This is a genomic window from Chitinophaga sp. RAB17 (genome assembly GCF_052114225.1).
Taxonomy (GTDB): domain Bacteria; phylum Bacteroidota; class Bacteroidia; order Chitinophagales; family Chitinophagaceae; genus Chitinophaga.
In genome coordinates this window covers 109027-135148 of sequence record NZ_JBFREI010000013.1, presented here as the reverse complement: position 1 = coordinate 135148, position 26122 = coordinate 109027, and the positions used below count along the sequence as shown (strand labels likewise).

Genomic DNA, 26122 nt, shown 5'->3' with positions numbered 1-26122 from the left:
GCTTTATTATTTTTTACAAAATAGTTCTTTCAAAAACCATTAAAGATTGACAGAACCACTCATAGTACGCATCCAGTCTCAGTTTATTCTTGCCCCGGATATTTTCCCTGAATCCATATGTTTTCATTCGGTTGATGATATATGAATTATTGCGGCAGTTCACATGCCCGTCTCCATCCTGTCCTTCTACCGCCCAGCTGAGGATAATCATTCCCGATGCGTTATGGACAAGGTTTTCGATAAATACGGTTTCGAACTGTTCAGGAATATGCTCACCTACCTCCAGGCAGAGAATACAATCTGCCGGTGTTTCCAGGAGCATGGGGATGGTAAGATCCAATACAGAACAAGTGGTGCCATCATTCAGTATTTCCCTGGAAATAGCTACCGTATTTGGATTTCCGTCAAATCCCGCAATTTCAAAGTTTTGTTTTCTTAACTCCCTGACATACCAGCCAGGGCCACATCCCAGATCAATCACATTGGTACATTGCTGAAGTTTCAGCAGTGCACCAATGCTATCACACAGGCGGTGGTCAAAACAATGGCCTTCAAGATCAGGGCTTTCCCAGTATCCGGTTTCATTTATTTTAAATGGCATATGGTTGTTGTTTATGATAGCTTAATCCGTCTGCCCATGCCCATCCGGTGATTTCTTTTTCCAGCTGTTCTCTGTTCATGCCGCAAACTTTTAAATATTGGGTATAGCTGTTTAATTCATGTGTATCATCCAGGAACCAGGAATTGTCCGTCCTTTCATGCCATAGATGATAAAGCCTGCCATCAGGGCGATGCACCTGGTATCCCAGCTTTCTGATTCTTTTTATCCTTTCCGCATCATCATGGCCCCAGCCTTTTATATATTCGTTTTCGAGACCGCATTTGAGATATGTTGTCTTACGGAAAACAAAGCAACCGCCCACAGAGTTCCTGGTATTAACATTATAATAGCTGTTGCCACCCTGCAGGAGATTTAAATCTCCGTGACGGAGAAATAACCGTTTGCTATACACATCCAATTCCGTAAATGTGCCATCATACGGTAGGGAGAAATGTACTGCAGCAGATCTGATATTGTCAATAGCGGAAAGCAATTGTGCGGGTGGGATAATAACGTCGGCATCGTACAATACACAAATCGGTGCGGCCGACATTTTAATCAGCTGGTTGTTTATAGCTGTACGGGCAAACAACTTATTGTTATTGTGTTGGAAAACGTAGGTACAAGCTGTTTTCAGCGCATCGTTCAGTCTTGATACCTGATCATTCTCACATAGATAAATGGTGGTAGAAAAATGTGACTGCAGGTAATTTACCACCCCCGTTAGATTTTCCAGTCTGCTGATACTGTCTATACGAACAGGAATGAGAAAGGCAACATCCTGTAAATTGATCAAATGATTATTCATAAAAGATCAGTTATTAATACCAAAAATGGATAGCCAGGAATAGTCTCCGGACTCAATGCTATGCAGTGGCAATGCAAGCGAGACGACTCCGTTTTCAAGACCAGTGTGGATAGCATTTACACCTCGGTCAAATGGAAATATCTCTTTCAGGGATCTGTCTTTCATGTTATCGTACAGTTGTTCGAAAATTTTATCACACTGTGTTATAGATGTTTCCCTTTCATATCGTGTAGCAAGTTTTCGTACAAACAAAAGCTGTAACGGAGCGGTCACGCCAAGCATTCCGAAATCAGCAGACTCCATCCTGTTAAACCAGTCACGTTGGTTGTTCATCAACTCTTCGTTCCTGATCAGTTCTCCGTAGTGACCAGCAATTTCTGAAAGGATAAGATAGCCGGCAGCAGCCGACAGCAGGTTATCATTTTCAGTCAGTTTATCCAGCAGTATATTGGCCAGTTGAATTATTAAGGAGGTTGTTTCCGGCTCGTAAATATTTTCAGCAGCTGCATTATATAGGAAAGACAGGGTGCCGGGCAGCCCGGAAAAAAAATCGGTACTCATGGCTGACATCCGGCCAGCCTTGTACAGCATGCCTATTTGCTCTACGCATGCAATCACTGCTTCTTTATATCTTAGGTTCATCATTGGTGCAGCCGGAGAAGAAGACCTGATCCTGTGAATAAAATAGAGGCCCAGACCGCTAAGGCCATCAGCAATGCCGGCCTGTTTTAGTGCGCCTCCATATACCAGTCCCAATAGTTTAGGCTCCACGTCTTCCAGCAGGTCTGACACGTTTTCCTCGAGATATCCGGAGGTGGACAGAAATTCAAGCATTGCGCCCAGTCCGGATAATCCATTGCCGAAAGTAAGTGGAGTAAATACACTGGTTTGCGCGAGCATCTCTTCCAGATGAGTATAGGCAATATGATCAATCCAGTCCGCTTCAAACTTCGACCTGTTCAGATACAGGTATAATATGGCGGCAGACTTACCATCCAATAAACCAATGGTGTCGCTGAAGCTCGTATTCAGGACAAGATAATTAATAAAGCGATGGCGGCAGGCAAGGTCCAGATCGATATCAATTTTCATGGTACGATAATTATGCTGGTAATAAATTCAATCGGCAGCAGATGGTAAGTATGTTGCTGCTTAATTTTTGTTGATAATAAATTTACGGGCATCTTCCAAGGCTGATTTTCCCTTTACTTTTCTATCCGCATACTTCCTGTCAAAATTAAAAGATACACCTGCGCGGATGTTCATCACATCGTTAACAGAATAGGATCTGAAAACGTTCCTTTCCGATTTAAGAGAAAATTTATTGGTATATAGTACATCACTCCAGTTGAGAGACAGGCTGATACTTTTGTGTACGGGCATAGAAAACCCAAGTTCCAGTTGCCCATATGGCCGAAGGCGGACAACATCGGTTAACTTTTGCCCGCTGATAAAATAAAACTCAGAACTCAGGGACCATCCCCCGGTGTTTGTATAATAAACACCGCCGTTAATAACTTCTGAGAAAAAAGAGATATCGAAGGGGTAGCTGCCGCCATTGTTGTTCCAGTGCTGGTACTGCATTACTGCATTGATAGCAGTATAAATACTTTCTCCGAAAGATTTATTGTAGGATGCGCTTAATGAAATCTCATTGGCAGTTTTTAAATTAATAAGGCGGTCACCAACGAAGTTGTACGCGGAATCAAACAACGTATAATGCATAATCTTATCATTCGTATGAGTCCAGTATAAACTTGTAGTCAGATCCTTTAGGACGGGATAGGAAATTCCCAGTTGATGCGGGGAATAAGGCATTATCGCAGCATTGCTGACTTTATCCGATAGTCCGTCTTTTGAATCGCTGGCAAATGCAAACGAACCGGCATATGGCGGACGGAAAGTTTTGTTATAGAATAACGTCACATAATGATGGCTTTTTGTGGCAATGGAATAAGTGATGGCAGGCAATACTTTGGTAGCATTGAAGGCATTTGGGCTATATCCATTATCGTCGTTGTTTTTATAGTTATAGTTTACTATTTCAACCGAAGCGTTCAGGATATTTCCATTGCGGAAAGTATTATTCAGGGAGAGATAGCTTCTGAATTGTGACTGAATAATACGGTTGTTAAAGGCGGAGTCAATAGCGACGATACCAGGTAGATGGTAGGCATACTGGGTACCTACGGGGTTTGATAAATGATTGTATTCTGCCCGGAATGTTATTACCCGGTTTTTTATCTTACTGTTGGTGATTTCAATTTTACCAAAATAAAAAGCAGAATTGTTATCCTGATCTGTTAACTGGTTTCCTGAAGTATTATTAAAGGAGTAACGATTGGTGTTGTTGAGTGTGCTATTGGTGGAGGTGAATCCACCATTTACATCTATATTCAGTTTACCGGAGTCAATTGATTTAGCCAGGTAGAGATTGTGTGTGATAAGGAATAGCCTGCTTTTGTCAAAGCTGCTACTATTGATCTGTTCATGGGTGCCGGAAGATGTTGAAGTACCTGAATTGGTATTATGTTCCATCTTTAATTCCTGCTGAATGCCAATGGTGGTGGTACCGGAAAGTGACTGCTCAAATAAGGCATAAGATCCCGCATATTTTTTTTCGGATTTATACCTGGCATTGTTGTCGAATTTCTCAGCAACTTCGTCCCGTTTAGAATAGAAGCTACTCTCCGTGTCGGGTTTACGGTTGTCTGTTCCTGCTTCTGTATAGATCTGTAAGCTGGAGTGGTTGCTTTGTAATTTAAAGGAGGGGTTGATAGAGCCAAACATCATTTTTCCGATTGTTACGCTTCCATCTGCTGCAATAATATAGCCTGGTGTACTTCTGGACCTGAGGAATACATGCATTTCAGAGGAGTTGTATTGAATGGTTACCCGTCCAATATTTTTGGCTGGTAACCGTAATAATTTTGCTTTGTCTATCGGAATGCCGGCAGACGTATCTGAAGCATGCAGATAAAGATAACGGATAGCGTTGCCTCTGACGGAGATGTTATCGTCCTGTACATATACCTCTGGTATAGAGCGGATAATGCTGGCGGCTTTGAGTTGTGGCGCCAGGAGGGATTTGCCCGGTATGAATTCCAGCAGGTCGCCCACTTTTCTGATGCTTGATTTCGTGACTGCGTTTACGGTAACGGTATTCAAATAGGTGGATTTAGGACTTAAAATAATGTCTTCAATATTTTCGTTTACAGGAATTGGCATTGTTTTCACATATGCTTCTGCCGAAAGATGTGTTGCTTTTAAAGTAATAAGGTCTTCTTTGGTTGCGTTTAGCCGAAACGTATAGTATCCGGATGAATCAGTGATATGGCAATTCCACAATGTGTCAGCACCAGCTGTCCTGGCGCAGATGTTACAACCTGCTATCGGTTTTTTATTGCTGTCAACAACTCTTCCTTTTACAACTATCTGGGCATAATCGACCTTGCTGACCAGCATCAAAAAAATTACCAATAGGCTAATTCGCATTCCCGAGAATTTTTAAGTTATCTATTATATTGGATGCAGTGTCTCTTACCGCAATTTCCACTATAAATGCGCCTTTTTTGCCCTGGGTATTTAAAATTACTTTTAGTGTATCTGCCACATTCCTTTGCAATAACTTTGTTTTGTTGCCGGTTAATAATGTGCAACCACATGATGGCTCAAAGTTGATTGTCCGGGATGTTTGCATTCGCTCATCACCTTTAAAAAAGAAATTTACCGGATACAATGAATCGCTTTTTACAGAGCCGAGGTTATATTCTCTGGAAGAAAAAATAACCGGGTTAAAGGAGGCTGCTTTTATTCTTTCGCTGACTGATTTCTTGTGGAAAAAGTATCCAATGCTGGCCAGAAGCATGACGAATGAAGTCACGAAAAATAGTTTATCTCTCATATTTTACGATGTAAAATTTTATAGAATCCTGGTTAAAGTAAGCGGAGGCTTTGGGCTTGCAAATAAACTTCGTATCATCCAACGGCAACGAAACCCCCTCTATTTCCTCCTGCAATGGCATTGACCCGCGGCAGTTCATATTGTTGTCAATTACCATCAGGTAACATTTCCGGTATCCTGCAAATAACTTTCCTCTATCCACCGTACTTACGGTATAATCGTATAGTTTGTTATACTGCATGGAATCGAGGCCCCGGGCATAGGAGAGGAAAATTCCCTGATTTGTCATCTGCATGCCTGTTATCTGTGGATTGTAGCTGGTTAATGCGATGATATCTTTTACTTTGTTGCTGCGGTCTAATCCATTCACTGTAGTATTAAAGAGATGCCGGAGACTCCAGACGGAATCCCTCGATATGGCGTGATTTTTCAATGAAAAAAAGTACAGCAGGGTATCAGGAGAAACCGCCATTATACCTGTATTCTTTTTTCTGTCATAATCAAAGTATACAGATGATTGCCCCATATTTTTACGCGAGAAGCAGGATATATCGGGCAACTTGCAGGTGGCATATTTCTTATCATGAAATAAATACAGCGATAAGGGAGATAATTCGGCAACTGCATCTGTTTCTGAGTTGTAGGCAGGTTTGTTTTTGGAAAAAAGCTGAGATAGCATAGCGGTATCGGGCCCATCTGTGTAAACCATACCAGCTTTGTTATAAGCTGAATAAACCCCCGAAATCTTTCCACAGAAAAATCTGTTTATCAGCTTCTTATTGTCGAGATTGTATACAAGTATTTCATTTCTATATGTAACGTAGATGTTGTCGTGAAATAAGGCCACATTATACAGACCTTCTTTACTATCTAAAGGATTCAGGTATTGGGAAAAGTCAATTTTGTTTGAAACAGAACGGGAAACCAGGTCATATACAATCACTGTTTTAGACCCTCTTGCCGGCATAATTAATAGTTGCTGTTTATTGTCTGACAGCGCTACGGGGATATATTCATTGAAGCCGGTTACTTTATCTTTTAATACAAAGGAGTCCACTATATTAAGTGCAGATTTTGTATCTGTTCCAGTGCCGTCAACAGCACCTTGTTTTGTATCCCAGCCGCTCTTGCAGGAGAAGATTGAACCAGTGATCGTTAATGTAAAAAAAAGATTTCTAAGCAAGTTCCCTTTCATTTTATAATATATTATTCATGCTGAGGTGGGCGTTCTTAAAATGAGGAATGCTTCCCGGTATTATGGGAAGCATTCCTTCATCATAGTTAGCTGATGCAATAGCAAGTGCTTGCAGGCGCTGTGCAATCACATGCAGGAGGAATACCCACTACAATTGCACCCGGTTTTTTGGCGGTGGTAGCAATAGCTTGTGATTCAAAAGAGAAAGAAGATACCAGACCTACTGCCATTGCAGTAACAGCTGTTGCCATGCTGATTTTTTTCAGGGCATTTTTTTGTTTCAACATACGTGAAGTTTTAAATGATTAAGAAAAAGAAAAAAAGATTTTATCGCGTGTAGACAATAGCTTCCCGATCCGATGAGGGGTACCCCACGGTGAAAGTATAGCGCATAGAAAGACCGTATCCACTATAGTTAGTTGCAGTGTGACATGCAATAAATATGGAAAAAGAATACCCTCAACTACCCCAGGGGTAGGTGTATAAAGCGCTAATAAAAATCAGGAAGAAATCACCTATGACATATTAGTTGATTTATTGACTGGTTAAACATAAGAGTAAGGGTTTAAGAATTACAAGGCTGTTTTTCAGATTCCTCGACGTGCTCACAATTTTATTGATTTCTGAAAACTCCTGAGCTGGCTTTACAACATGCTCTTTTACGCAAACAGGTAGCGGTTTTACAGGTCATAATTTAATGATTATATGTTCACTGGAATTATTGTTTTTTCATTGTGTCTATCGTAAATAATTCTTCGGGTTTATCTGAAGCTCTCTTCTTATATCGGGTTACACATAGTCGGGTTTACACTGGTTGTATGTCTAAGATATATCTTTTTTTTTAAGAAAGATCTTTAATTATGCTAATTTTTTTCTAGTTAATGGTAAGATTGATAATATGCCCGGATACTGCTGCGTCACACCGTTATTATCAAGGCATAACGTACCCTTCCTTTGGCTCCTGGTTAATAAAAATAAAGAAGCCGTTTCCAAATAGAAACGGCTTCCGGTTTTTATAAGGATAAATAAATTTAACGAAAGAAGTAAGCAATATCTTCCAGCGCGAAGCTTTCGCCCAATTGCTTTTCCGAATAGTACGGACTCACCTTGAATAAGGCGCTCTGCCCTGCTTTCAGCCCATCAATGGGACAATAGTAAAATTGAGGCTCCGGTACGGCAGACAGGTCCACCCCTTCTTTATAAGGCAGTTCCGTAGTGCCGGCTTTGAATATTCTTACTATATACAAACTTGTTTCCTGCTCAGTGCTGGTGAGCGGGGGTAATTCTATAAACTCACTGAAGGTGTTGCCAACGTTTTTTATTGTTTTTACTGGTGTAAAAGAGAAGTCATAAGTAATATTATCATAGGTCAATTTCGAAATAGCAAAATCTACCGGACCGCCGTAGAAATAAGGGAAATCAGTGGTGAACCACAGGCGGAAGCCTATATTTTCCGGGTTGGTGACAGGCGTCACTTCCATCTTATCGGTAATGGTTTTGCCATCGAAAAATATTTTTTTCTTTTGTTCGAAAGGCGTCCTGTTTACGTCAATCGTGCTGATAATTTCCTTTGTTCTTTTTTTACGCAGGCCAATTTGTTCTTTATCGTTCCGGATGACTACCAGGGCGATGGATTGAAATGTACTGTTGGCTTTCAATATAGTCAGTACTTCATTACCTTTTACTACTTCCAGCGTATCATCAGCATTATAGCCTTGAAGCATCATTTTTACCACGGATACCGGGGGGATGGCTAGCTCTTTTTTGTTGCAGGCGGTAAGAAAAGAAGCAATGGTGAACATGTATATAAATGATCTGCAGATGCGTTTCATGATTTTATTTTTTTATTTAGAAATTATAGGAAACAGATAAGCTATAGGTACGACCCATGAAGCGGGTGAAGGTACGGGTATCGCCTGCTTCATATTTTTCGCTGTATCCAGGCAACCATTCAAACCGATCGCTCCATTCATACCGGTGATCGGGTGCCACGAAGTCGGCTTTTTGTCTCCAGTGCAGGTTTTTATAGAACTGGAACGGACCATTTAATAAATTACCCATGTTGAATTTTAATTGCAGTTTGTCATGCAGCATTCTGTAGCTGATCTGTGCATCCAGTTGCTCCCGGGGCATTTCACGTTCCATTAATTGAGGATCGTCGGATACCAGGTTGGTTTTATAACCGGCTTTATTATAGGCGATATTAACCCCCACATGCTTACCGCTATACGTGATACCGGCATTTAACAGAAAAGGTACCTGTCCGTATAATTCCCGCTTGCTACTATATATATAAGTGATTTCTTTTTTGGTATCAGGATCCGTCATAGAGTATTGACTTTGTACGGTAGATTTTTGTAACGTGAGGTTACCGAATAAGGTAATGTTTTCCAGCCATACTGCCGGTGCAATGAAGCCCAGGTTTTTCCTGGCTTCAAATTCGAGTCCATACACTTTGGCCCATTCTGAGTTTTGCAATACATAGGCAGGATTGCCGGAATTAGCATTGATGACCAATTCCACCGGTTTATCAAAATATTTATGGAAAACACCTGCGGAGAGTACTTCTCCGGCGCCGGGATACCATTCTGCTTTAAAATCGTAGCTGGCAATGCGGGTGGAGGTAATACCTCCTGTCATCAGTTGTCCATCGTAGTAAGGACTATAGCGGTTAAACCGGCCGTTGTCCATCAGTTCCGGGCGTACGGTGGTATTGCTCCAGGAAGCCCGGAGATTGATCTGTTGGGTAACGCTCCAGGTAAGATTGGCCGATGGCATCCATTGCCATTTCGGATCATCTTTTGGCACATAAAAACTTAACTTGGTATTGGTGGGGTTGTTGAGCTCCGTATATGCGTAATATTCTGCACGCAGGCCCCATACCAGTCGCAGGTTGCTGAGTAATTGGTGATCAAACATCACAAAGCCTGCGTGGGATTCACTTTTACCTTCGTAGTAGTCCAGACCATAGGGAGTGAATGCATACAGAAAACCGGTGGAGTCGTACATATGATTGCCCCATTCACCAACAGGCAGGTAGTGCAGGCTGTCCGCAAATTTGGTGGTGGCCGCAAGCGGTGCTATTTGCCAGCGAAACCGGCTCTTTTTTGAGTTCCCGGCATATCCTGTTTTGACGGTGCTGAAAATACTGCCTACACGAAAAGGGATGGAGGCGCTGGCAGCCCAGTTGTAATGTGTTTCATTATTCCGGAAATACGACCGGGATATTGGTAGTTCTTTAGGTTCAGTGCTACTGCCCGGACCGTAAACATAAATGTAGGTATCCCCTACTTTTTCAGGTCCGGCTGCCGTGTAGATCACATCTTTTTCATTCCGGTGTATGGCGGTTCTGGCGAGGTTCCACTCTATTTTCACTTTTCCTGCAAGGTGTTGCCCACTCAGTTTATTCTGTAGCAGATCAAGGAAGGTGGGATCATCTGTTTCCCGTAGTATTGGAGGATCATCCTTATATGGTCTGCCATTATCTCTATCATAACCAAAGGTTCTTACCAGTGCGTTATCGAACATCCGGGTATAGGTGTTACGGAAACTAAAACGGTTGTTGCCTGTTTGCCAGCCAACATTTAATAGCGCACCAATGGTTGTCACAAAACTATAAGTGGCGCCATAATTATTTACACTGCTGTCGGTAGCCAGCCAGGAGCCGCGTCGCAGGTCCTGGTGTTCTGTAGTTGTTTGTGTATTGCGATAGCTGAGGGAACCGGTATATCCCAGTTTATTGTGCCCGGTGGTATCCAGCTTTATCGCCCTGCCGATCGTAAACTGATAATTCTGCGAGGGCATCGCTTTGTAACGATAGGTGTTGAAATTGTCGTTGTTCTTAAACTGTCGGCTTTGCTCGAAAATATCAAATGGTAATTTATGTGCCTCGTAATATATTTCTTCTGTTGGTCGCAGGTTGGCAGGATAGTGTCCTCTGTGGCCATCATCGAATGCCAGGAAATCATATTTCCCTCTGGGCCGGCTATAAAAATCCTTTCCGGTGGTTTGATCATTGTAGGAGGTACCCACACTAATGGAAGTGAAATTGGAGGCAGGAATATCTTTGGTGTTGATTTGGATCAGGCCACCACCAAAGCTGGCATTCATATCCGGTGTGATGGTTTTACTCACCACTACATTATCCACCAGGTTGGAGGGAATGAGGTCGAAGGAAAAATTCCTGGTTTGTGCTTCTGTGCTGGGTAGCGTAATGCCATCGAGCATAGCGGTGTTGTAGCGTTCTCCGATACCGCGTACAACTACGTATTTATTTTCGTTGGTGCTTACCCCACTGATACGCTTTAAGCTTTCGCCGATATTTTTATCCGGGGTACGGGAAATTTCTTCTGCACTGATGCCGTTCGTAATTTCTGCTGCTTTCTTTTGCTGCAGCAGGAGGGCGTTCACGCTTTCTTTGCGGGCATTGGCGGTAACTACCACGCTTTGCAATTGTCCTTTGCTTCTTTTAAGTGAGGCATTGAGTATAAAAGGCGGATTATCTTTTACGTCAACATCGGTGATGGCTTTGGTGCCATACCCGATAGAGCTGATCATGGCTTCATATTTGCCCGGCGAAAGTAATATGGTGAAGGCGCCATCAGCATCGGTAACTGCTCCTTTGTCGGCGATCCGGATAGTAGCACCAATAACAGGTTTGCCATTTTCATCATCCAGGATCCTGCCCGTTACTTTTCCCTGTTGTTGTTTGCCTGCTGCCGTCCGTCCTGCTTTTACAGATATGTTTTTATCCTGCAGGGAAAACTGCAGTCCATATTGTTGCTGCAGCTGATGCAACGCTTCTCCCAGCGTAATATTGGCGGCATGAAAGGCGGAAATGGTCACTGCATTTAATTGTTCTGCAGCGAAAGTGAATCCGTAACTGCTTTGTTTGTCGAGTGCCTCAATGACCTTTAAGCCGGTAGTGGCCTGCAGGTGAATGGTTATTTTTTCTGTTAACTGATTAAGTTGTGCTCTTGCGGATAGCTGGAGCAATGTTAAAGTGAGCAGGAAACAATAAAATAACCGGCCCTGTTTTTTGTGACTTTTGTACTTCCCCCTTTTTTGGGTAAAATTGTAGTTCATACTGGTACTTGTGTTTTTTTAAATGCAGGTATTACAAAAGGGGGTGTTGGTCGCACCTCCTTTTTTTGCGCTTATTGGATAATGACGATGCTGTCTTTTACTTTATACTTTAAATCGTGCGGAAACAGGATGGCCGACAATGCTTTCTGCCAGCTGGTTTTTCCCATAGAAGCGGTCACCGTTTTATGTGCGAGCTGCTGTGGGTGATACTGTATCCGGATATGATAATGTGTTTCCAGTTGCTGAAGTGCTTCCGATAGTGGGATGCCGTTAAAAGAAAGCCCGCCGGTGGTCCAGCAGACTACATCATTGGTAAAGGTGCTGGTAGATAATTTGCCGGTGGCTGGCTCATAACGCAGTAGCTGTCCTGGTTCCAGCAGACTTTGCTGCTCCGGCCTACCTGCCGGATACACCGCTATTTTGCCTGCCGTGAGTGCTACCCGTATTTGTGCGGCGCCTTTGTGCGCTTCAATGTTAAATGCCGTGCCGAGTACGTGGGTTTCCAGCCCGGCTGACTGCACGATAAAAGGTCGCTTATCATCGGTGGCGACTTTAAAGTATCCTTCTCCCGTAAGTATTACCTGCCGTACTTTATGATTATAGTCAGAAGACCAGGTGAGGGTAGAAGAGCGGTTGAGTATGACGGTACTACCATCGGGTAAACCGATAGACTTCATATGCTGGTCGTCACTGTTTACCACATATTGTTGGATGGGTTGGGTGGTTGGTTTTAGCAGCAGCCAGCCGATGGCTATCAGGCAAAGCAGCAGGGCGGCTACGGCTAAAAGAGGCCGACGGTACCGGTGCGTTTGTTTAGGCGCCGCCGAGATTGTTTCCCGGGAAATGGCTTGCCAGAGGCGCTCTTGTTGCCCTGTTGCGATATGCTCTTCCGGGATATCCAGTTGCCAGAGCCATTGCCATAGTAAAGATGTTTCCTTTGGACTACTGCGCCGGTGCAGGAATTTATGCAGCAGCAGGTCTAATCGTTTTTTATGTTGCGCCATACAGGTAGTAATTGCGCAAACCGGAATAATGGGGGAAGCTTTCTATGTTAACTTAATATGAACTCTCCAGGATGGTTAAAAAAGCAGGCAACAGGATGATGCCGGCAGGGTATTGTTCTCCGGCTTTACGCAGGCGGATCATGCCGAGCTTCAGGTGCGTTTTTACCGATTCCGGGGAAATATTCAATTCGGTCGCAATGTCATTGGTTGTCATGCCGCGGTAATGCTTCAGGGAAAATACAGTTTGCATTTGCGGTGGCATCATGGCGATGGTCTGCGTAATAATATCCTGCAGTTTGCCATATTCTGTTTCAAAAGAAGCATGGGGGAGATCTGCTGCTTCCGGTGCCCCTTTGATCTGTGCCTCATAACGGGCAAAGTCTTCATAGTGTTTTTCCTGGAACCCTTTTTTCCTGAAGTATTGAAATATTTTCAGGTAGACACAGGATACCAGGTAGCTTTGAAGGCTTACACTCAGTACCAATGGTTCCTTTTTGCGCCATAATTCTATAAAAAGTTCCTGTACGATATCTTCCGCGTCCTGCGCATCGGCTGTTTTACGGGCGGCGAGCTGAAATAGCAGCTGCCAGTACCGGTCAAATAGCAGCCTGAAAGCTCCGGCATCATTTTGACGGATACCCTGCAACAATTCCATATCCTCCCCGAAGTTCGCGTTCATGTGTTGATATATCTCTGCAAATGTAATCGGGCAATGTTACCAAACCATTAAGATATTACAGGGCTTTTTTGAAGAAAAAAGGATGTTAGCCGGGATGTTAACGGATCTGTTAAGCTATTTGTTAATCGTGCCCGTCTTTCTTTGCTTTTAATAAACCGTTCACCAAATTCCGCGTATATGAAAACGAGCATCTATCTGTTTGTACTATTGCTCACGGCCTGTCTGTCGGGGGCCTGTAGCAAATCGTATTTAAAAGAATCATCACCCCGTTCTGCTGCCGATGCAGTGAGTGTAAAAGCAAATGCCGCCATTGCGGCGTTGCCCGGAGAATTGGGCGATCCCAATATCCGGTATTTTGGTCGCTGGGATTTCAGTAATACCAGTCAGTATATGAATTACTGGGGAGGTGGTTACCTCCGGATGAAATTTACCGGTACCACGGTGAAAATTAAAGTAGGGAATGCCACCAATTATTTTGCAAAGATTGATAACGGTCCCTGGGTAAGTTACCTCAATGCCAGTGGTACCATCAATCTTACACCCACACCGTTGCCGGCCGGAACACATACTGTCAGCGTGGCGCAGGGGAAAGACTATAACTATCTGTTCAGCTTCCAGGGATTTGTACTCGACCCAGGTGCTACTACCAGCGCACCGGCAGTGGCCACCAACCTGATTGAATGGATCGGAGACTCTATCACTGCCGGCTACACGGATGCGCAGGCAAATGTATCCGGGTATCCGTGGGTATGTGCGGAACTGTTGGGTACAGAGCATACACAGATCGCCTATCCGGGTATTACGCTGGTAAGTGGTTTTGCTATGCAGGGAAGTATGGAGGTACAATATTTTAAACTGCAGAATTCATCGTATGCCAATTCTCCTGATTGGGACTTTACACGGTATACGCCAAAGATCATTGTAATTAATCTCGGTACCAACGATAACAATAAGCAGGTGCCAGATGCGCAATTTCAAACGACCTATATTTCTTTTCTGACTAATGTGCGTAGTAAATTTCCTCAAGCCGAAATCTTTGTGTTGAGAACATTTATAGGCGTAAAAACCGCGCCTACCGTAGCTGCTGTAAACGCAAGGATAGCAGGGGGGGATAATAAATTACACTATGTGGATACCAACGGCTGGCTCACTACTGCTGACTATACCGATGGTCTGCATCCCAGTGTAAGTGGTAACATCAAAGCAGCTAACCTGATAAAACCCATCCTGGCACCTTACCTGAGCGGAGGAACTGCCAGCGGTGTTGTCTTCTACCAAAATACCAACTATGGTGGTGCTGCCAGTCAGCCGTTGCAGCCAGGTAACTATACCCTATCGCAGTTGGCGGCAGTGGGTGTGCCCAACGACTGGGCTTCCTCCATAAAGGTGCCTGCAGGGCGCACGGTAATACTTTATGGAGATGATAACTTCAGCGGCGCCTCCTGGACCCGAACCGCCGACACACCGGATTTTACCACTTTGTCGCCCAACGCAAACGATAAAATATCTTCTGTACGTATCCAGTAGCATCATTCATTCCCGACCCGAATGAACTGCTCTTTTTTTAACCATCTCAAACCACGTTTTTATGAAAGCACTATCAAAAAATGATAGCTCTGTTGTTGCCCGTTCCAGGTGGCAGATTATTTTCCGGAGCTTTAACCTCGTGAGCTGTTATGGGCTGTTGCTCCCCATTGTTATGAGTTGCACAAAAAAGATGACGCCGGAAGTAGATACGGCGAAAGACGGGGCTGTTGCCAATGTGAGCGCAGCAGCTTTTCCGGTGTCTCCTGCCGGCGATGTGGTGGGTAAGCTGGTGGTAGGTTACCAGGGCTGGTTTGCCTGCAAAAATGATGGCTCTCCACGCAATAGCTGGGTACACTGGGGCAGCAGTCCTGGCGGCAATGCACCTTCTCCCGGCAATCAGACCTTTGAGCTGTGGCCGGATACAAGAGAGTACACTACCACCTTTGCTACGGGTTATGCTAATCTGGGCAACGGGCAGCCGGCCAACCTGTTTTCTTCCTGGACACCGCAAACGGTGAACACCCATTTCCGCTGGATGCAGGAGTATGGAATTGACTGTGCTGCCATGCAGCGTTTTGGGAAAAGTGATGCGCAGAAAGATGGCATTGCACAAAGAGTAAGGGACGCCGCGCAAACGTACAACAGGAAGTTTTACGTGATGTATGACATCTCCGGCTGGACAAATTTCCAGACGGAAATAAAAACGGACTGGACTAACGTGATCGTAAACACGCTGCAGCTGACGGCATCTTCTGCCTATGCCAAACAGAATGGTAAACCGGTGATCTGTATCTGGGGAGTAGGTGTCAGCAACCGGCCGGGCAATGCTACTTCCTGGCTGGATGTCATTAACTATTTCAAGAACCAGGGCTGTTATGTAATTGTGGGTGGTCCGAGAGACTGGCGCACACAAACCGCCAATCTGCCGGCTTTCGATGCCAGTAATATGATTATGCCCTGGGCTACCGGCACGTTTTCAAACATTACAGGGGCTAATAATTATGCCAGCGTAGTAGCTGCTGATTTTGCCTATTGCAATTCCCATAACATCGATTACCAGGCAGAAGCCTTCCCCGGCTTTGCATGGTCTAACTGGAAAGGTGGTGCGCAGAACTTAATACCAAGATTACACGGTGATTTTATGTGGCAGCAGTTTGCCAATATCCGTAATGCGGGTGTGCCCAGCGTATATGTGGGTATGTTTGATGAATATGATGAAGCCACGGCCATTGCCAAAGCTGCAGAAAACGCGTCCATGAAACCAACGAATCAGTATTTTCTATCGCTGGATGCAGATGGCGTAGCTGTTTCAGCAGACTTCTATCTCCGTCTCACCAGCGATGGTGCTAAAATGATAAAGGGACAAACCGGACTGGTATGGTCGCATCCTACACCGCATGTAAACAGCGGTGGGAGCAGCGGCATTGTTTTTTATGCGGACATTAATTATGGTGGTGCTGCCGGTCAGCCGCTGGCAGTGGGTAACTATACAACGGCGCAGCTGACAGCACTTGGCATCACCAACGACTGGGCTTCTTCTGTTAAGGTGCCTTCCGGCCGGACCGTGATCATGTATGCGGGGGATAATTTTACGGGTACCTCCTGGACAAGCACCAGTGATACACCTAGTTTCCTTACCCTGAGTCCAAGTGCCAATGACCAGGTATCTTCTGTAAAAGTTCAATAGCAGGTGGCCGGCCTGGATGCAGATCCGGGTCGGTTACTTTACCGGGCTACACGGATACCAGGCTCTCCACACCTTCCTGTTTCCTTAAATTCATCAGTGCATATCTTACTCTTCCCAATGCAGTATTAATGCTGATACCAATGGTTTGCGCCATTTCTTTATAACTCAGGTCAGCATAATACCGGAGTATCAATGCTTCGCGTTGTAAGCCGGGCAAACGATCGAGCATCCTGTTGATTTCCTCACTCACTTCTGCTTTGATAATAAGATGTTCCTGGCTGTGTTCAGACAACTCCATGCTATCGCCCAGTGCATCATTGTAGGAGATGACCATGGTATGTGCTTTTCTGAAATGACTGATACAGGCGTTGTGGGCTATTCTTACTGCCCAGGCAAGGAAACGGCTGTTATCCACATAGTGGCCGGATTTCAGTGCATTCACAATTTTGATAAACACTTCCTGGAAAATATCTTCTGCCAGGTTTCTATCTCTTACCAATAGAACGATGGTGGTAAAGATCCTGTTTTTATGGCGATGTACCAGGGTGGTAAAGGCCGGGTTATTTCCTGAAATATAGAGGCGGATTAATTCCTGATCCGTCAGGTTGCTATATGGGTTCATGCGCGTGATCGTGTATTGTTGGTCAATGAATGTTTTTTGAAATGGGGCCACCCTGAATAGGGCAGCCCTGACACATATTGGTGGCTGGTATAGCCAACCTAGTCCTTTAAGTTTAAATATTTTTTTACCTGGTTGTAGTCATTCCAGTCAATGCCGGCAGCACTTCTGGCGGTAACACCGCCTGGAATAATTACATATCTGTATTGGTAACGTTTGTCAGTAGTGGTACTGATAGGAGCATTGCCGATCAGATCAATTTTACCCAGGTAGGCTACAAACCTCACCAGGTAACCATATTCATCTACATACGGTAATGCCTGTACGAAAGGAGTGGCAGCAGTACCGAGATTGATGTATACATTGATAGACGCATTGGCGAGCAAAGCAGCATTTAATTTTGCAGCGGTCAGCGTAGCACCGTAAATGATGGTGTTGATAGTACCATTCTGATTAAAGATGGTATCTGCCGGTGCAAATTTTACATCCTGCCAGGTGGAATAGATAACGTTCGCGCTACCAGCGGCACCTGAATCGCCCTTAGGACCAGTGGCACCCGGTATACCCCCAGGGCCGGCAGGACCCGCTGGGCCTGCAGGGCCAGTGGCGCCGTCTTTGGAGCAGGCAGCAAAAAATAGTACAACAGCAGTGATCAATGCATAGGGCATAAAACGTGTAACCTGTTTCATAATGACAATTGTTTTGTTTTTATTTATTAATGAAAGAATGAATCAATTAAAAAATACTACCAGACGTTACGTGGGCAGGTATCTCCATACTTGTTGCCCAGCAGAAAACCAATCATGATTTCATGTGATCCTTTGCTCACCGTATTTAAAGATGATGCCGTATAGTCGTAGGAGTAACCGATGTTAAACTGTGAACTGATATTCAGCCCAAACATGGCCGCTACGCCGTCGTGCAGCCGATAGGAAGCACCCAGCCAGAGCCGGTCGCGATACATGAACCTGGCATTCACATCTACGCTTAGTGGCATGGCGGTAATCATTTTCAGCATCACTGATGGCATTACATTCAGGTCATCGTTTATCCATAAACGATAGCCTGTAGTAAAGAATAAATGCGGCACCAGTTTACCACTGTATACAGAGTCGCCAACCAGTTTACCGTTATCAAATCCGATTTGCTGCGGTATAATATTCTGGGCTGATAAGCCTGCAAAAAAATCGGCTGAGTACAGCCACAATCCTGCATTTACTTCCGGTTTCCATTTGTTCAATACGCCGGAGCTACTGCCCAACACGGGATCGGAGGGATCAAAGAATGATACTTTGCTGGCATCGAGACTCACCTGTTGCATACCTATACCTATGCCTGCACTGATGCTGGTTCTGGGCGACAGGTTAATATGATGTGCATATGCACCCGTAACAGAGAAACGATTCAGCGGACCGGTTCTGTCGTTCAGGATCGTGAGCCCTACACCCGGATGTGGGGGCGGAGTGGTATAATCCTGCCAGTACGCTTTACCTCTTGGATTGTTTCCTTCCGGATCAAAACCGGTAGGAGAGGCGGTATTGTAATCCGATTTACGCAGTGGCCCCTGCAGGGTCAGGTACGTAGTGACCGGTGCTCCTTTCATACCTACCCACTGATGCCGGTGACTCAGGCGCAGGTCCCAGTAATTTTCAATACCTGCCAACGCCGGATTGATAATAAAAGGATTCATGATATACTGCGTGTAATGTGGCTGTTGCTGTGCATGGGTAAAATGCACCAGCAAAACAAGCAAACCTGTGAGCACAATGTTTTTCATGGATCAGCGATTTTGGATTAAACAGCCGGGCTGTTACTTTTTAATAATGGTAAATGCCGTTCTCCTGTTCTTTTGTCTTCCTTCCGGATTATCACTGCCATCTTCCAGCGTATTGGGAGCTACTGGTTGTGTAGCGCCATAACCGATATAAGTAAGTCTGGATGATTCAATGCCTTTGCTCACGAGATACTCGACGCAACTTTTTGCACGGGCTTCAGACAGTCGTTGGTTAAATGCTGCTTTACCTTTACTATCGGTATGTGCGCTGAGTTCTATGTGCATGGACGGATTAGCAGCCAGCAGGTCCGCCAGTTTGTCGAGTGATGCAAAAGAAGCTTCCTGCAACGTAGCCTTGTTGAAATCGTAATACACGTTCTCCAGTACTACCGGCGCTTCCGGTGTGACGATTTTGGTAAGGCATAATACCGGCGCGGTGATAGCTGCGGTATCTTCATTCAGGGGAACAGTGATTTGTTGTGAATTGGTCGTATATCCATTGGCGTTAGCTATTGCTTTTAACGGCAAATAATCTTCTACTGTAAAAGCATAGCTGCCATCAGTGTTGGTTTGCTGCGTGAATATGACCTTATTGTTGACCGTATCAATAATATTGATAGCGGCGCCGGCCAGCGGGGTCTGGTTGTCGCAGGAGATAACAATGCCGCTGAGTTGTTTTAACGGACGGTTTTTATGCACAAAAAATAGTTCCAGGCAACAGGCTGCTGCACGGTCTGTTCCCAGCAATACTTCATCCAACAGGTTTTTATTATTGCTTCTGCTGGCGAAATAGATATCATCTTTTACGGAGTTTACCGGGTATCCCATATTCACCGGGGCTTTCCAGCTGCCAATGTTTCCTTTGCTGGAAAAAAAGTCATAGCCTCCCATGCCGATACGGTTATCGGCAGAGAATATTAGTGTGCCGGTGGCTGCATGATAAAACGGTGATTGCTCGTTGCCGGGAGTATTAATAACGTTACCCAGATTGGCCGCCTGTAATGGCTTACCGGTTTCATCGAGCGTTGCATACCATAAGTCGAAACCACCGTATCCATCGGCTCTGTCACTGGCATACAATAATGTTTTGCCATCTCCCAGAAGATAAGGTTGCTGGGTATTATTTCCTGCAGTGTTTACCAGGGCATCCATTAATACCGGCTCATTCCAGCCATCGCCGTTTTTGCGGGCAATATAAATAGCAGAAGTTTTTTTGCCGTGATCTATATGCCAGCGGGTAAGGAATAATAATTGTCCATCCGGCGATAAACAAGCGGCCCCCTGATGCAGTCCTTCCGGCTGATTCAGCTTCAGCAGCCGGATATTGGATATTTGTCCCGCTTCATAATCGCCCGTATATAAACGGTTGATGTAAGTATGATTTTTCTGGAAAGAGCTATCCGGCCTGGTAGATGTAAATATGAGATTGCTGCCGCTGTTCCACACCGGTGCATAGCTGGCGCCGGTGGTATTTAGCGCTGCCGGTGCTTTACTTACCTTATACTCCGATAGGTCTTTTTTATTTAACTGTGCCGTAATAAATTCCAGGTTTTGCAATTCTCTTTTCGCCGCTTCTGAGAATTTATCATTGCTGGTATAGTTATTCAGGAAATTGCGGAAGGCTTGTGCGGCGTCTTCATATTTAGCCAGTGCCCGCAGGGAAACAGCATAATAGTAGGCAGCCAGCGGAAAACTGGTTTTATCCATTTCCATGGCAGATTCGTAGTAAGGGGCTGCCTTGCCATAGTTATGCAGGTTGCGGTAACTTTCAGCCAGTTTGTACACGGCCTGCTGTTCGCTGCTAACTTTTACCGTTTTATTTTTCGGTACAGACACTGCTGCATAAGGCTTGTAAGTATCCGGCTTCACGGTTTTAGTGCGGGAGCCCAGGTACTTTTCGTAATAGGTAGCGGCGGAGTTGTAGTCTTCCTTACTATAGTACTGATCTGCAGCTTTCAGGTAGTTGTACGTAAATTGTGCATACGACACCATACCCGATAACAACACTGCGGAGGTAAAAAATATTTTTTTCATGAGATACCTGTTGCGTTTAAAAGTTGATTACAATCTTGGACAAACAAATTCTACGTCCGGTGTTCTGACAGATCTGCGGCCAATGAACGTCAGCGATATTTCAAAGCTGTTGGACCCATGTGCCATTTTGCTGAGATCAGAAGTGTTGATATCATAGCTGGCGCCCAGCATCATATTTTTATAAATAAATCCTGCGTGGGTAGTAATCGCATCTTTATACCGGTAGTTCAAACCAAGGAGGAAATCTGTACCCGGAGCAGCATTCAGCTGGCCGTAGGCGCCGATCATTTTTTCCTGGGCAGGTCCCTGCAGCATGTAAAGGAAATTGGGCGTAATACTGAGTTTATCCGACAACGTTAGTTTCACTCCTCCATGTACATTGAAGCGCATTGGAAACCGGGCATCCCCTTTGGCGCTGAACTGATCCTGTGGTTTTGTGAGATGCATAACAGAGAAGCCTCCATAGATATTGAAATTTTTCCCGGGGGTAGCATCATAGTACAAGGCACCAGCACCGGCATCAAAAGAAGCCGCTGAGTTGCGGGTAAGCCCATCAGATATAGGATTGCCGGGATTGTAACCGGTAACGGGATTCCATTGCTCACCGTAGGTCAGCTTGGAAGGGTCAAATTTGCGTTGAATAAAACCCAACTGTAACCCGAAGTTCAGCTGATGATAATGATGAGCATCCAGCTTTACACCGGTATAGGCAGCGCTTACGTAAGCAGTGGTATAGTTGTATCCACCATCGCCGGCAGTTTGATTTAATACGCTGGCACCGATGTTAATGTTCTTTGCAGTAGGTATTTCCCCGCTTACCCCGTATGTTTTAAAGGGACTGATATTTCCCCACTGGGTGCGGTAAATAGCTGCTACGCGGTAGTCGCCGTCAAATACGCCTGTGAGTGCAGGATTTAACCATGACGGATATACGTAATACTGCGAAAAATGCGGATCTGTCTGTGCCATTAACCGGGTACCGGTACATAAAGCAGCTGCAGAGAGGACTAGGGTTGCAATGATTGTTCTCATTTACAATATATTTTTATGTGAATGATTTACTTTACCTGATAATAGTTACATAACCTGTAATGGGTGCCATGCCTGCTCTGAGCCGGATGACATAGTAATACGTGGCCATCGGCAGCGGATTCCCTTTGAACCGGCCATCCCAGGGGACGTTGTAGCCGGTGGAGCGATACACTCTTGCGCCATACCGGTTGAATATTTCCACGGTACTTTCTGCATAATCAGCCAGGTTGGTGATGATCCAGGTATCGTTGATATTATCACCATTGGGCGAAAACGCATTGGGTGGCGCCACGGGTTTCAATACTTTTACGGTCATGGCATCACGCGCCATGCAACTGTGTTTGCCGATAGCTGTCAGCGTATAGGTAGCATCGTGCATCGCAGGTATTACGGGCGACAGCAGGGTAGGGTCCGGGAAGTCTGCCGGGGGATCCCAGTTGAAGCGCAGGTTAACCGAATCATTGGCAACTGGTTTGAAGCTGATGATGGTGCCCTGCGCAACTACAAAGGATGGCCCTGCATCGATGATGGGTTGCAGGTATACGATTACCTTGCTGCTATAAGCAGAAGAACCGCAACCCGACTGATTTGCTACTTGCAACTGCACACTGTATTCACCAGGGGCAGTATATTTTTTTACCGGATGCTGCTCTGTGGAAGTGGTGCCATCACCAAAACTCCATTGCCATTTATTAATGGTGCTGGTAGGATCTGTACTCAGATCAGTAAACACGTTATCGGCGCCCTGGCAAAGGGTATCCGGTGTTACTTTAAAGGAAGCTACCGGCTGACCAAAGAAGGCGCTTAATGTTTTCGTAGCAGAATCCTTACAACCACTGGCAGTGGTGGCGATCAGTTTCACGTTAAACGGACCAAAGGCTTTGTACTGCCAGGTGGGATCTTTAGCGGCTGAGCCGGTACCACCATCGCCAAAGTTCCATTGGTAGGTGAGTGTTGATTTATCTTTCACCGTGGTCAGGTTGGCAAAAACAGCAGTGCCATCAGGCATACATACTTTAGCCGGCAAACTGAAATCTGTTGCTGGTAAAGGATGTACAGCTACTATAGCTTGGGCGGTGTCACTGATACAGTTATGATCACTCACGGCCACCAGCTTCACGAGGTAGTTGCTGTCTTTCTGATAGGTGATGGTAAACGGATTGTTGTTGGTGTTGTTTTTTAAGGTGCCATCAGCCAGGTCCCATTTCCAGTTGGTGATGTTACCAGCTGAAATAGTGGATTGGTCAGTGAAAACAGTATTCTGTCCCAGGCACAGATTGGCTGCTGCGGTAAAAGCAGCTGCAGGTTTAGGATATACCACCATGGTAGTGGAAATGGAATCGGTACAACCACTGTCTGTATTAAATACATACCAGATCGTATGTGTACCGGTGCCGGCGGTGGCAGGTGTGAAGTTACCAGCGGAATCCGTTGCCGGGCCACGGTAGAAACCTTTACCCGCCACGCCGTTTTGTACAGTGGCTTTGCCTACTGCGATGGTGCCAGGTACATTTACACAAACACCGGTTAATGCAGCGTAAGCCAGTTGTGGTTTCAGTTTAAACGTGGCCGTAACGGTTGTATCTTTCGTACAGCCTTTATCGGTAGTCACACTATATTTAATACTATACGTTCCAAACTTTGTATAGTTATGCGTAGGATCTTTTAGTACAGAAGTATTGGGATTGGCGCCTGTTGCGTTGGCGTCTCCGAAGTTCCAGGCATGGGTGCTGATGGTTTGTGCATCAGGCACCACGGCGCCACTGGTAAACTGTACCAGGCCACCTACAGGCAAACAATCGCCCGGGTAAGCAAACAGTGGAGTGGGCTTGGCATATACGGTCACCACCTTTGTTACGGTATCACTTATACACAGGTCACTTACTTTTACCACATGTTTGATGGTATAAGAGTTGTGATCTTTGTAAGTAATCGTTTGTACGGCACCGGTAGTCGCATTTAATACGGAGTCGTTGCCGAAATTCCAGTACCAGGATTTTAATGGAGCAGTACCTCCATAGGTCGACTGATCCGTAATTTTTAATGCACCTGTTTCGCATATGGCGGCCATATCAGTGGTAAAGGTGGCCACGGGTTTCGCTACTGCTGCTACGGTGAAGGAAGTATCTCCTACGCAGCCATCTCTTGAAATAACGGTGAGTTTTACTGCAGCATTGCCAACCGGAAATACTTTACCTACTCTTACGCCACTATCTTTTACTGCGCCGGGAAATTCCCATTGCCAGCGATCAATCAAAGGATCTTTTAAACTGCTGTCGCCTTTAAAATAAACCGTATCCAGGGTACAACCGGTGTAGGTATAGGTCATCACCGCACGGGGCTTACCTTTTACGCTGACCGTGAATCCTACCTTTTCTGTGTGCGTACAGTTCTCAATACTTGGATGTGTGGTTAGCACCGGCACGTCATATTCTCCGATGGCACTAAACTGGTAGGTGCCTGGTAAAGTATATTTATAGTAAGTAATACCATTGATCGATACGGTGCCGGCACTTACCGGTGCGTTATCTGTTACATCGGCATTCGGCGTAACTGCCGTGCCGAGTGCGCTGAGCTTCCATACCATTTTGGTAGGCTGATAGGCCATTAAAATGGAGAGCTGCACAGGAGTATTGGTACAGGTAAAATCATTGGAACTTTTTGAAGTATCGTAACTGTTATGAATAGACCCTACGGCATTCAGGTTGTTGATCAGGGTACCAGCATTGTAGCCATAGCTTTCTACGCTTCCAAGGCCATAAGTAACGGCGGTAAAGGCAGAGTCACTTTTTACAATACATTGTGCCGGTGCTGCCGCCCATCTCTTAATGACTACCGTATAGCCGGGGAGGTTAGGATGCGGGTAAGAGAAGTCATACAAAGGACTGCCATCTATCAACAGGGAAGGAACACCTAACGTAGGTATGATCATTGTTAGATAGTTGGTTTCAATAAACTCCCGGTTGTTGCGGTAAAATCCAATCCGTTTGATGGCCTGTTCCACAGGGCTCAGGTATATCATTTCCGGATCACCGAGACCACCGGTATTGCCACAGGCGCCTGATGAAGACATAAACTGCGCCACCAGTACCGGTTTATCCGATTCAATATAATCGGCGGTATTACTCACAAATTCATAGTAGGAGTTGGCAATCAGGCTGGCGGCTGGCAGGATCACGCCGTTTCTTTTTACCACTGTGGTTGGATCTTTCACCGCCACTTTATAGATATTAAATTGTAGACTGGATGCTACATCATCTTCAGAAGTAGGCGCTGTGAGATAACGTTTGCCCCATGCCTGGAAAGGGAAGATCTGTTGAATATTATTATCTCCGCTGCTGCCACTGTTATTACAGGTGATAGCGGTGCGGCTGCTGCCGGAGAATACCGCTACGGGATAACATTGCCCCGCCGGATTACCGATAGATTTAATAGTAGTACCGGTGAGTTGCCGCCCAACGCCGCTGCCGAGTGAAGCGCCTACCAGCTGGTAGATATCGCCGCGGTTCAACGTAACGGTGAAAGGCACACCTGCCGGCCGTCCATTGCGCGTTAATACCGATGGCGTGATTTCTACCACGGTATTATTCTGATTGGCAATCACAAACATCCAGGAGAAACAGTCGTCTGCATAGTTCTGCATACTGTTGACGGAGATATAGGAGTATCCCCAGGTTTCTTCCGGCATCAGCATGGTAGCACCCGAAGAGGCACTGCCATAAATATGTGCATAAGCTACAATGGGCACATTACTCTGTATGTGTATAGACTTACCTGTGAATACGCCCTCTCCACCGGTACCACCAAAGGAGGGAGGCAGGGAATACAATCTTGCATCTATACCACCTGATTTCGGAATCAGGTCAGAAGCGATAACAGTATTAGCGGGAATACTATAGGTACGCGTCCAGCTGGTGCCGGTAATGCTGACAGTTACGGTAGCCGGCTGTTCTGCACTGAGGTACAGGATCATTTCCTGGCTGTTGCTCTGTCCCATTTCCATAAACTGATGGTGTCCGTAGCCCACCCAGAAATCTTTCCCCTTGTTGGAAAGATTCTGGGCGTATGCAACATTGGCTACGGAGGAAATCAAGATAAGGGATATGGCAATGCAAAGTTGTTTTGCCGACATGCAAGCCTTATAATATGTTAGTTTGGTTGACATCTTTTTCA

At 45.2% G+C, this 26122-nt stretch carries 19 protein-coding genes; 2 read left to right on the top strand and 17 right to left on the bottom strand.

Annotated features, from left to right (window positions below):
• Positions 1-13: 13 nt before the first annotated feature.
• From AB4Z08_RS30505 to AB4Z08_RS30455, 11 genes are all read right to left on the bottom strand, one after another.
• Entirely contained in the window at positions 14-601 is a 588-nt protein-coding gene (locus AB4Z08_RS30505; RefSeq protein WP_441577578.1) for a class I SAM-dependent methyltransferase, read from the bottom strand.
• Positions 591-1409 carry a galactosyltransferase-related protein gene (locus AB4Z08_RS30500; RefSeq protein WP_441577577.1) on the bottom strand — a complete coding sequence of 273 codons (819 nt, stop codon included), beginning with the start codon at positions 1407-1409 and terminating at the stop codon, positions 591-593. The genes AB4Z08_RS30505 and AB4Z08_RS30500 overlap by 11 nt, the downstream gene beginning before the upstream one ends.
• Before the next feature lie 6 nt (positions 1410-1415).
• The gene (locus AB4Z08_RS30495) at positions 1416-2501 is read right to left on the bottom strand and encodes a hypothetical protein (RefSeq protein ID WP_441577576.1); all 1086 of its coding nucleotides are present in this window, start codon (positions 2499-2501) and stop codon (positions 1416-1418) included.
• A gap of 60 nt (positions 2502-2561) precedes the next feature.
• Complete coding sequence (locus AB4Z08_RS30490; protein WP_441577575.1) at positions 2562-4904, bottom strand: outer membrane beta-barrel protein; 2343 nt, start codon at positions 4902-4904, stop codon at positions 2562-2564.
• The gene (locus AB4Z08_RS30485) at positions 4894-5313 is read right to left on the bottom strand and encodes a DUF1573 domain-containing protein (protein ID WP_441577574.1); all 420 of its coding nucleotides are present in this window, start codon (positions 5311-5313) and stop codon (positions 4894-4896) included. The genes AB4Z08_RS30490 and AB4Z08_RS30485 overlap by 11 nt, the downstream gene beginning before the upstream one ends.
• Entirely contained in the window at positions 5303-6508 is a 1206-nt protein-coding gene (locus AB4Z08_RS30480; RefSeq protein ID WP_441577573.1) for a hypothetical protein, read from the bottom strand. The genes AB4Z08_RS30485 and AB4Z08_RS30480 overlap by 11 nt, the downstream gene beginning before the upstream one ends.
• An 86-nt stretch (positions 6509-6594) precedes the next feature.
• On the bottom strand, positions 6595-6795 hold the full coding sequence (locus AB4Z08_RS30475) for a hypothetical protein (protein ID WP_441577572.1): 201 nt from the start codon (positions 6793-6795) through the stop codon (positions 6595-6597).
• A gap of 744 nt (positions 6796-7539) precedes the next feature.
• The gene (locus tag AB4Z08_RS30470) at positions 7540-8340 is read right to left on the bottom strand and encodes a hypothetical protein (RefSeq protein ID WP_441577571.1); all 801 of its coding nucleotides are present in this window, start codon (positions 8338-8340) and stop codon (positions 7540-7542) included.
• A gap of 16 nt (positions 8341-8356) precedes the next feature.
• Positions 8357-11593, bottom strand: coding sequence for a TonB-dependent receptor domain-containing protein (locus AB4Z08_RS30465; protein ID WP_441577570.1), 3237 nt, complete (start codon positions 11591-11593; stop codon positions 8357-8359).
• Positions 11594-11664: 71 nt separating this feature from the next.
• Positions 11665-12597 (bottom strand): FecR family protein, encoded by a 933-nt coding sequence (locus AB4Z08_RS30460; protein ID WP_441577569.1) that lies wholly within the window; start codon positions 12595-12597, stop codon positions 11665-11667.
• 52 nt (positions 12598-12649) lie between these two features.
• Positions 12650-13276, bottom strand: a complete 627-nt coding sequence (locus AB4Z08_RS30455) for a sigma-70 family RNA polymerase sigma factor (RefSeq protein WP_441577568.1) — start codon at positions 13274-13276, stop codon at positions 12650-12652.
• Between the two features lie 177 nt (positions 13277-13453).
• Between AB4Z08_RS30455 and AB4Z08_RS30450 the strand changes: the two genes are divergently transcribed.
• Positions 13454-14803, top strand: a complete 1350-nt coding sequence (locus AB4Z08_RS30450) for a GDSL-type esterase/lipase family protein (protein ID WP_441577567.1) — start codon at positions 13454-13456, stop codon at positions 14801-14803.
• Positions 14804-14864: 61 nt separating this feature from the next.
• A complete protein-coding gene (locus AB4Z08_RS30445; protein ID WP_441577566.1) occupies positions 14865-16490 on the top strand; it encodes a hypothetical protein in 1626 nt (541 codons plus the stop codon).
• 46 nt (positions 16491-16536) lie between these two features.
• Here the strand turns inward: AB4Z08_RS30445 and AB4Z08_RS30440 are convergent, their stop codons facing one another.
• The 6 genes from AB4Z08_RS30440 to AB4Z08_RS30415 form a co-directional block, all read right to left on the bottom strand.
• On the bottom strand, positions 16537-17112 hold the full coding sequence (locus tag AB4Z08_RS30440) for an RNA polymerase sigma factor (RefSeq protein ID WP_441577565.1): 576 nt from the start codon (positions 17110-17112) through the stop codon (positions 16537-16539).
• 98 nt (positions 17113-17210) lie between these two features.
• On the bottom strand, positions 17211-17798 hold the full coding sequence (locus tag AB4Z08_RS30435; RefSeq protein ID WP_441577564.1) for a hypothetical protein: 588 nt from the start codon (positions 17796-17798) through the stop codon (positions 17211-17213).
• A 56-nt stretch (positions 17799-17854) separates the two neighbouring features.
• Entirely contained in the window at positions 17855-18886 is a 1032-nt protein-coding gene (locus AB4Z08_RS30430; RefSeq protein ID WP_441577563.1) for a PorP/SprF family type IX secretion system membrane protein, read from the bottom strand.
• Positions 18887-18919: 33 nt separating this feature from the next.
• Complete coding sequence (locus tag AB4Z08_RS30425) at positions 18920-20917, bottom strand: OmpA family protein (RefSeq protein ID WP_441577562.1); 1998 nt, start codon at positions 20915-20917, stop codon at positions 18920-18922.
• Between the two features lie 27 nt (positions 20918-20944).
• Positions 20945-21949, bottom strand: a complete 1005-nt coding sequence (locus AB4Z08_RS30420; protein ID WP_441577561.1) for a PorP/SprF family type IX secretion system membrane protein — start codon at positions 21947-21949, stop codon at positions 20945-20947.
• A 31-nt stretch (positions 21950-21980) separates the two neighbouring features.
• Positions 21981-26114, bottom strand: coding sequence for a PKD domain-containing protein (locus AB4Z08_RS30415; RefSeq protein ID WP_441577560.1), 4134 nt, complete (start codon positions 26112-26114; stop codon positions 21981-21983).
• Positions 26115-26122: the final 8 nt, after the last annotated feature.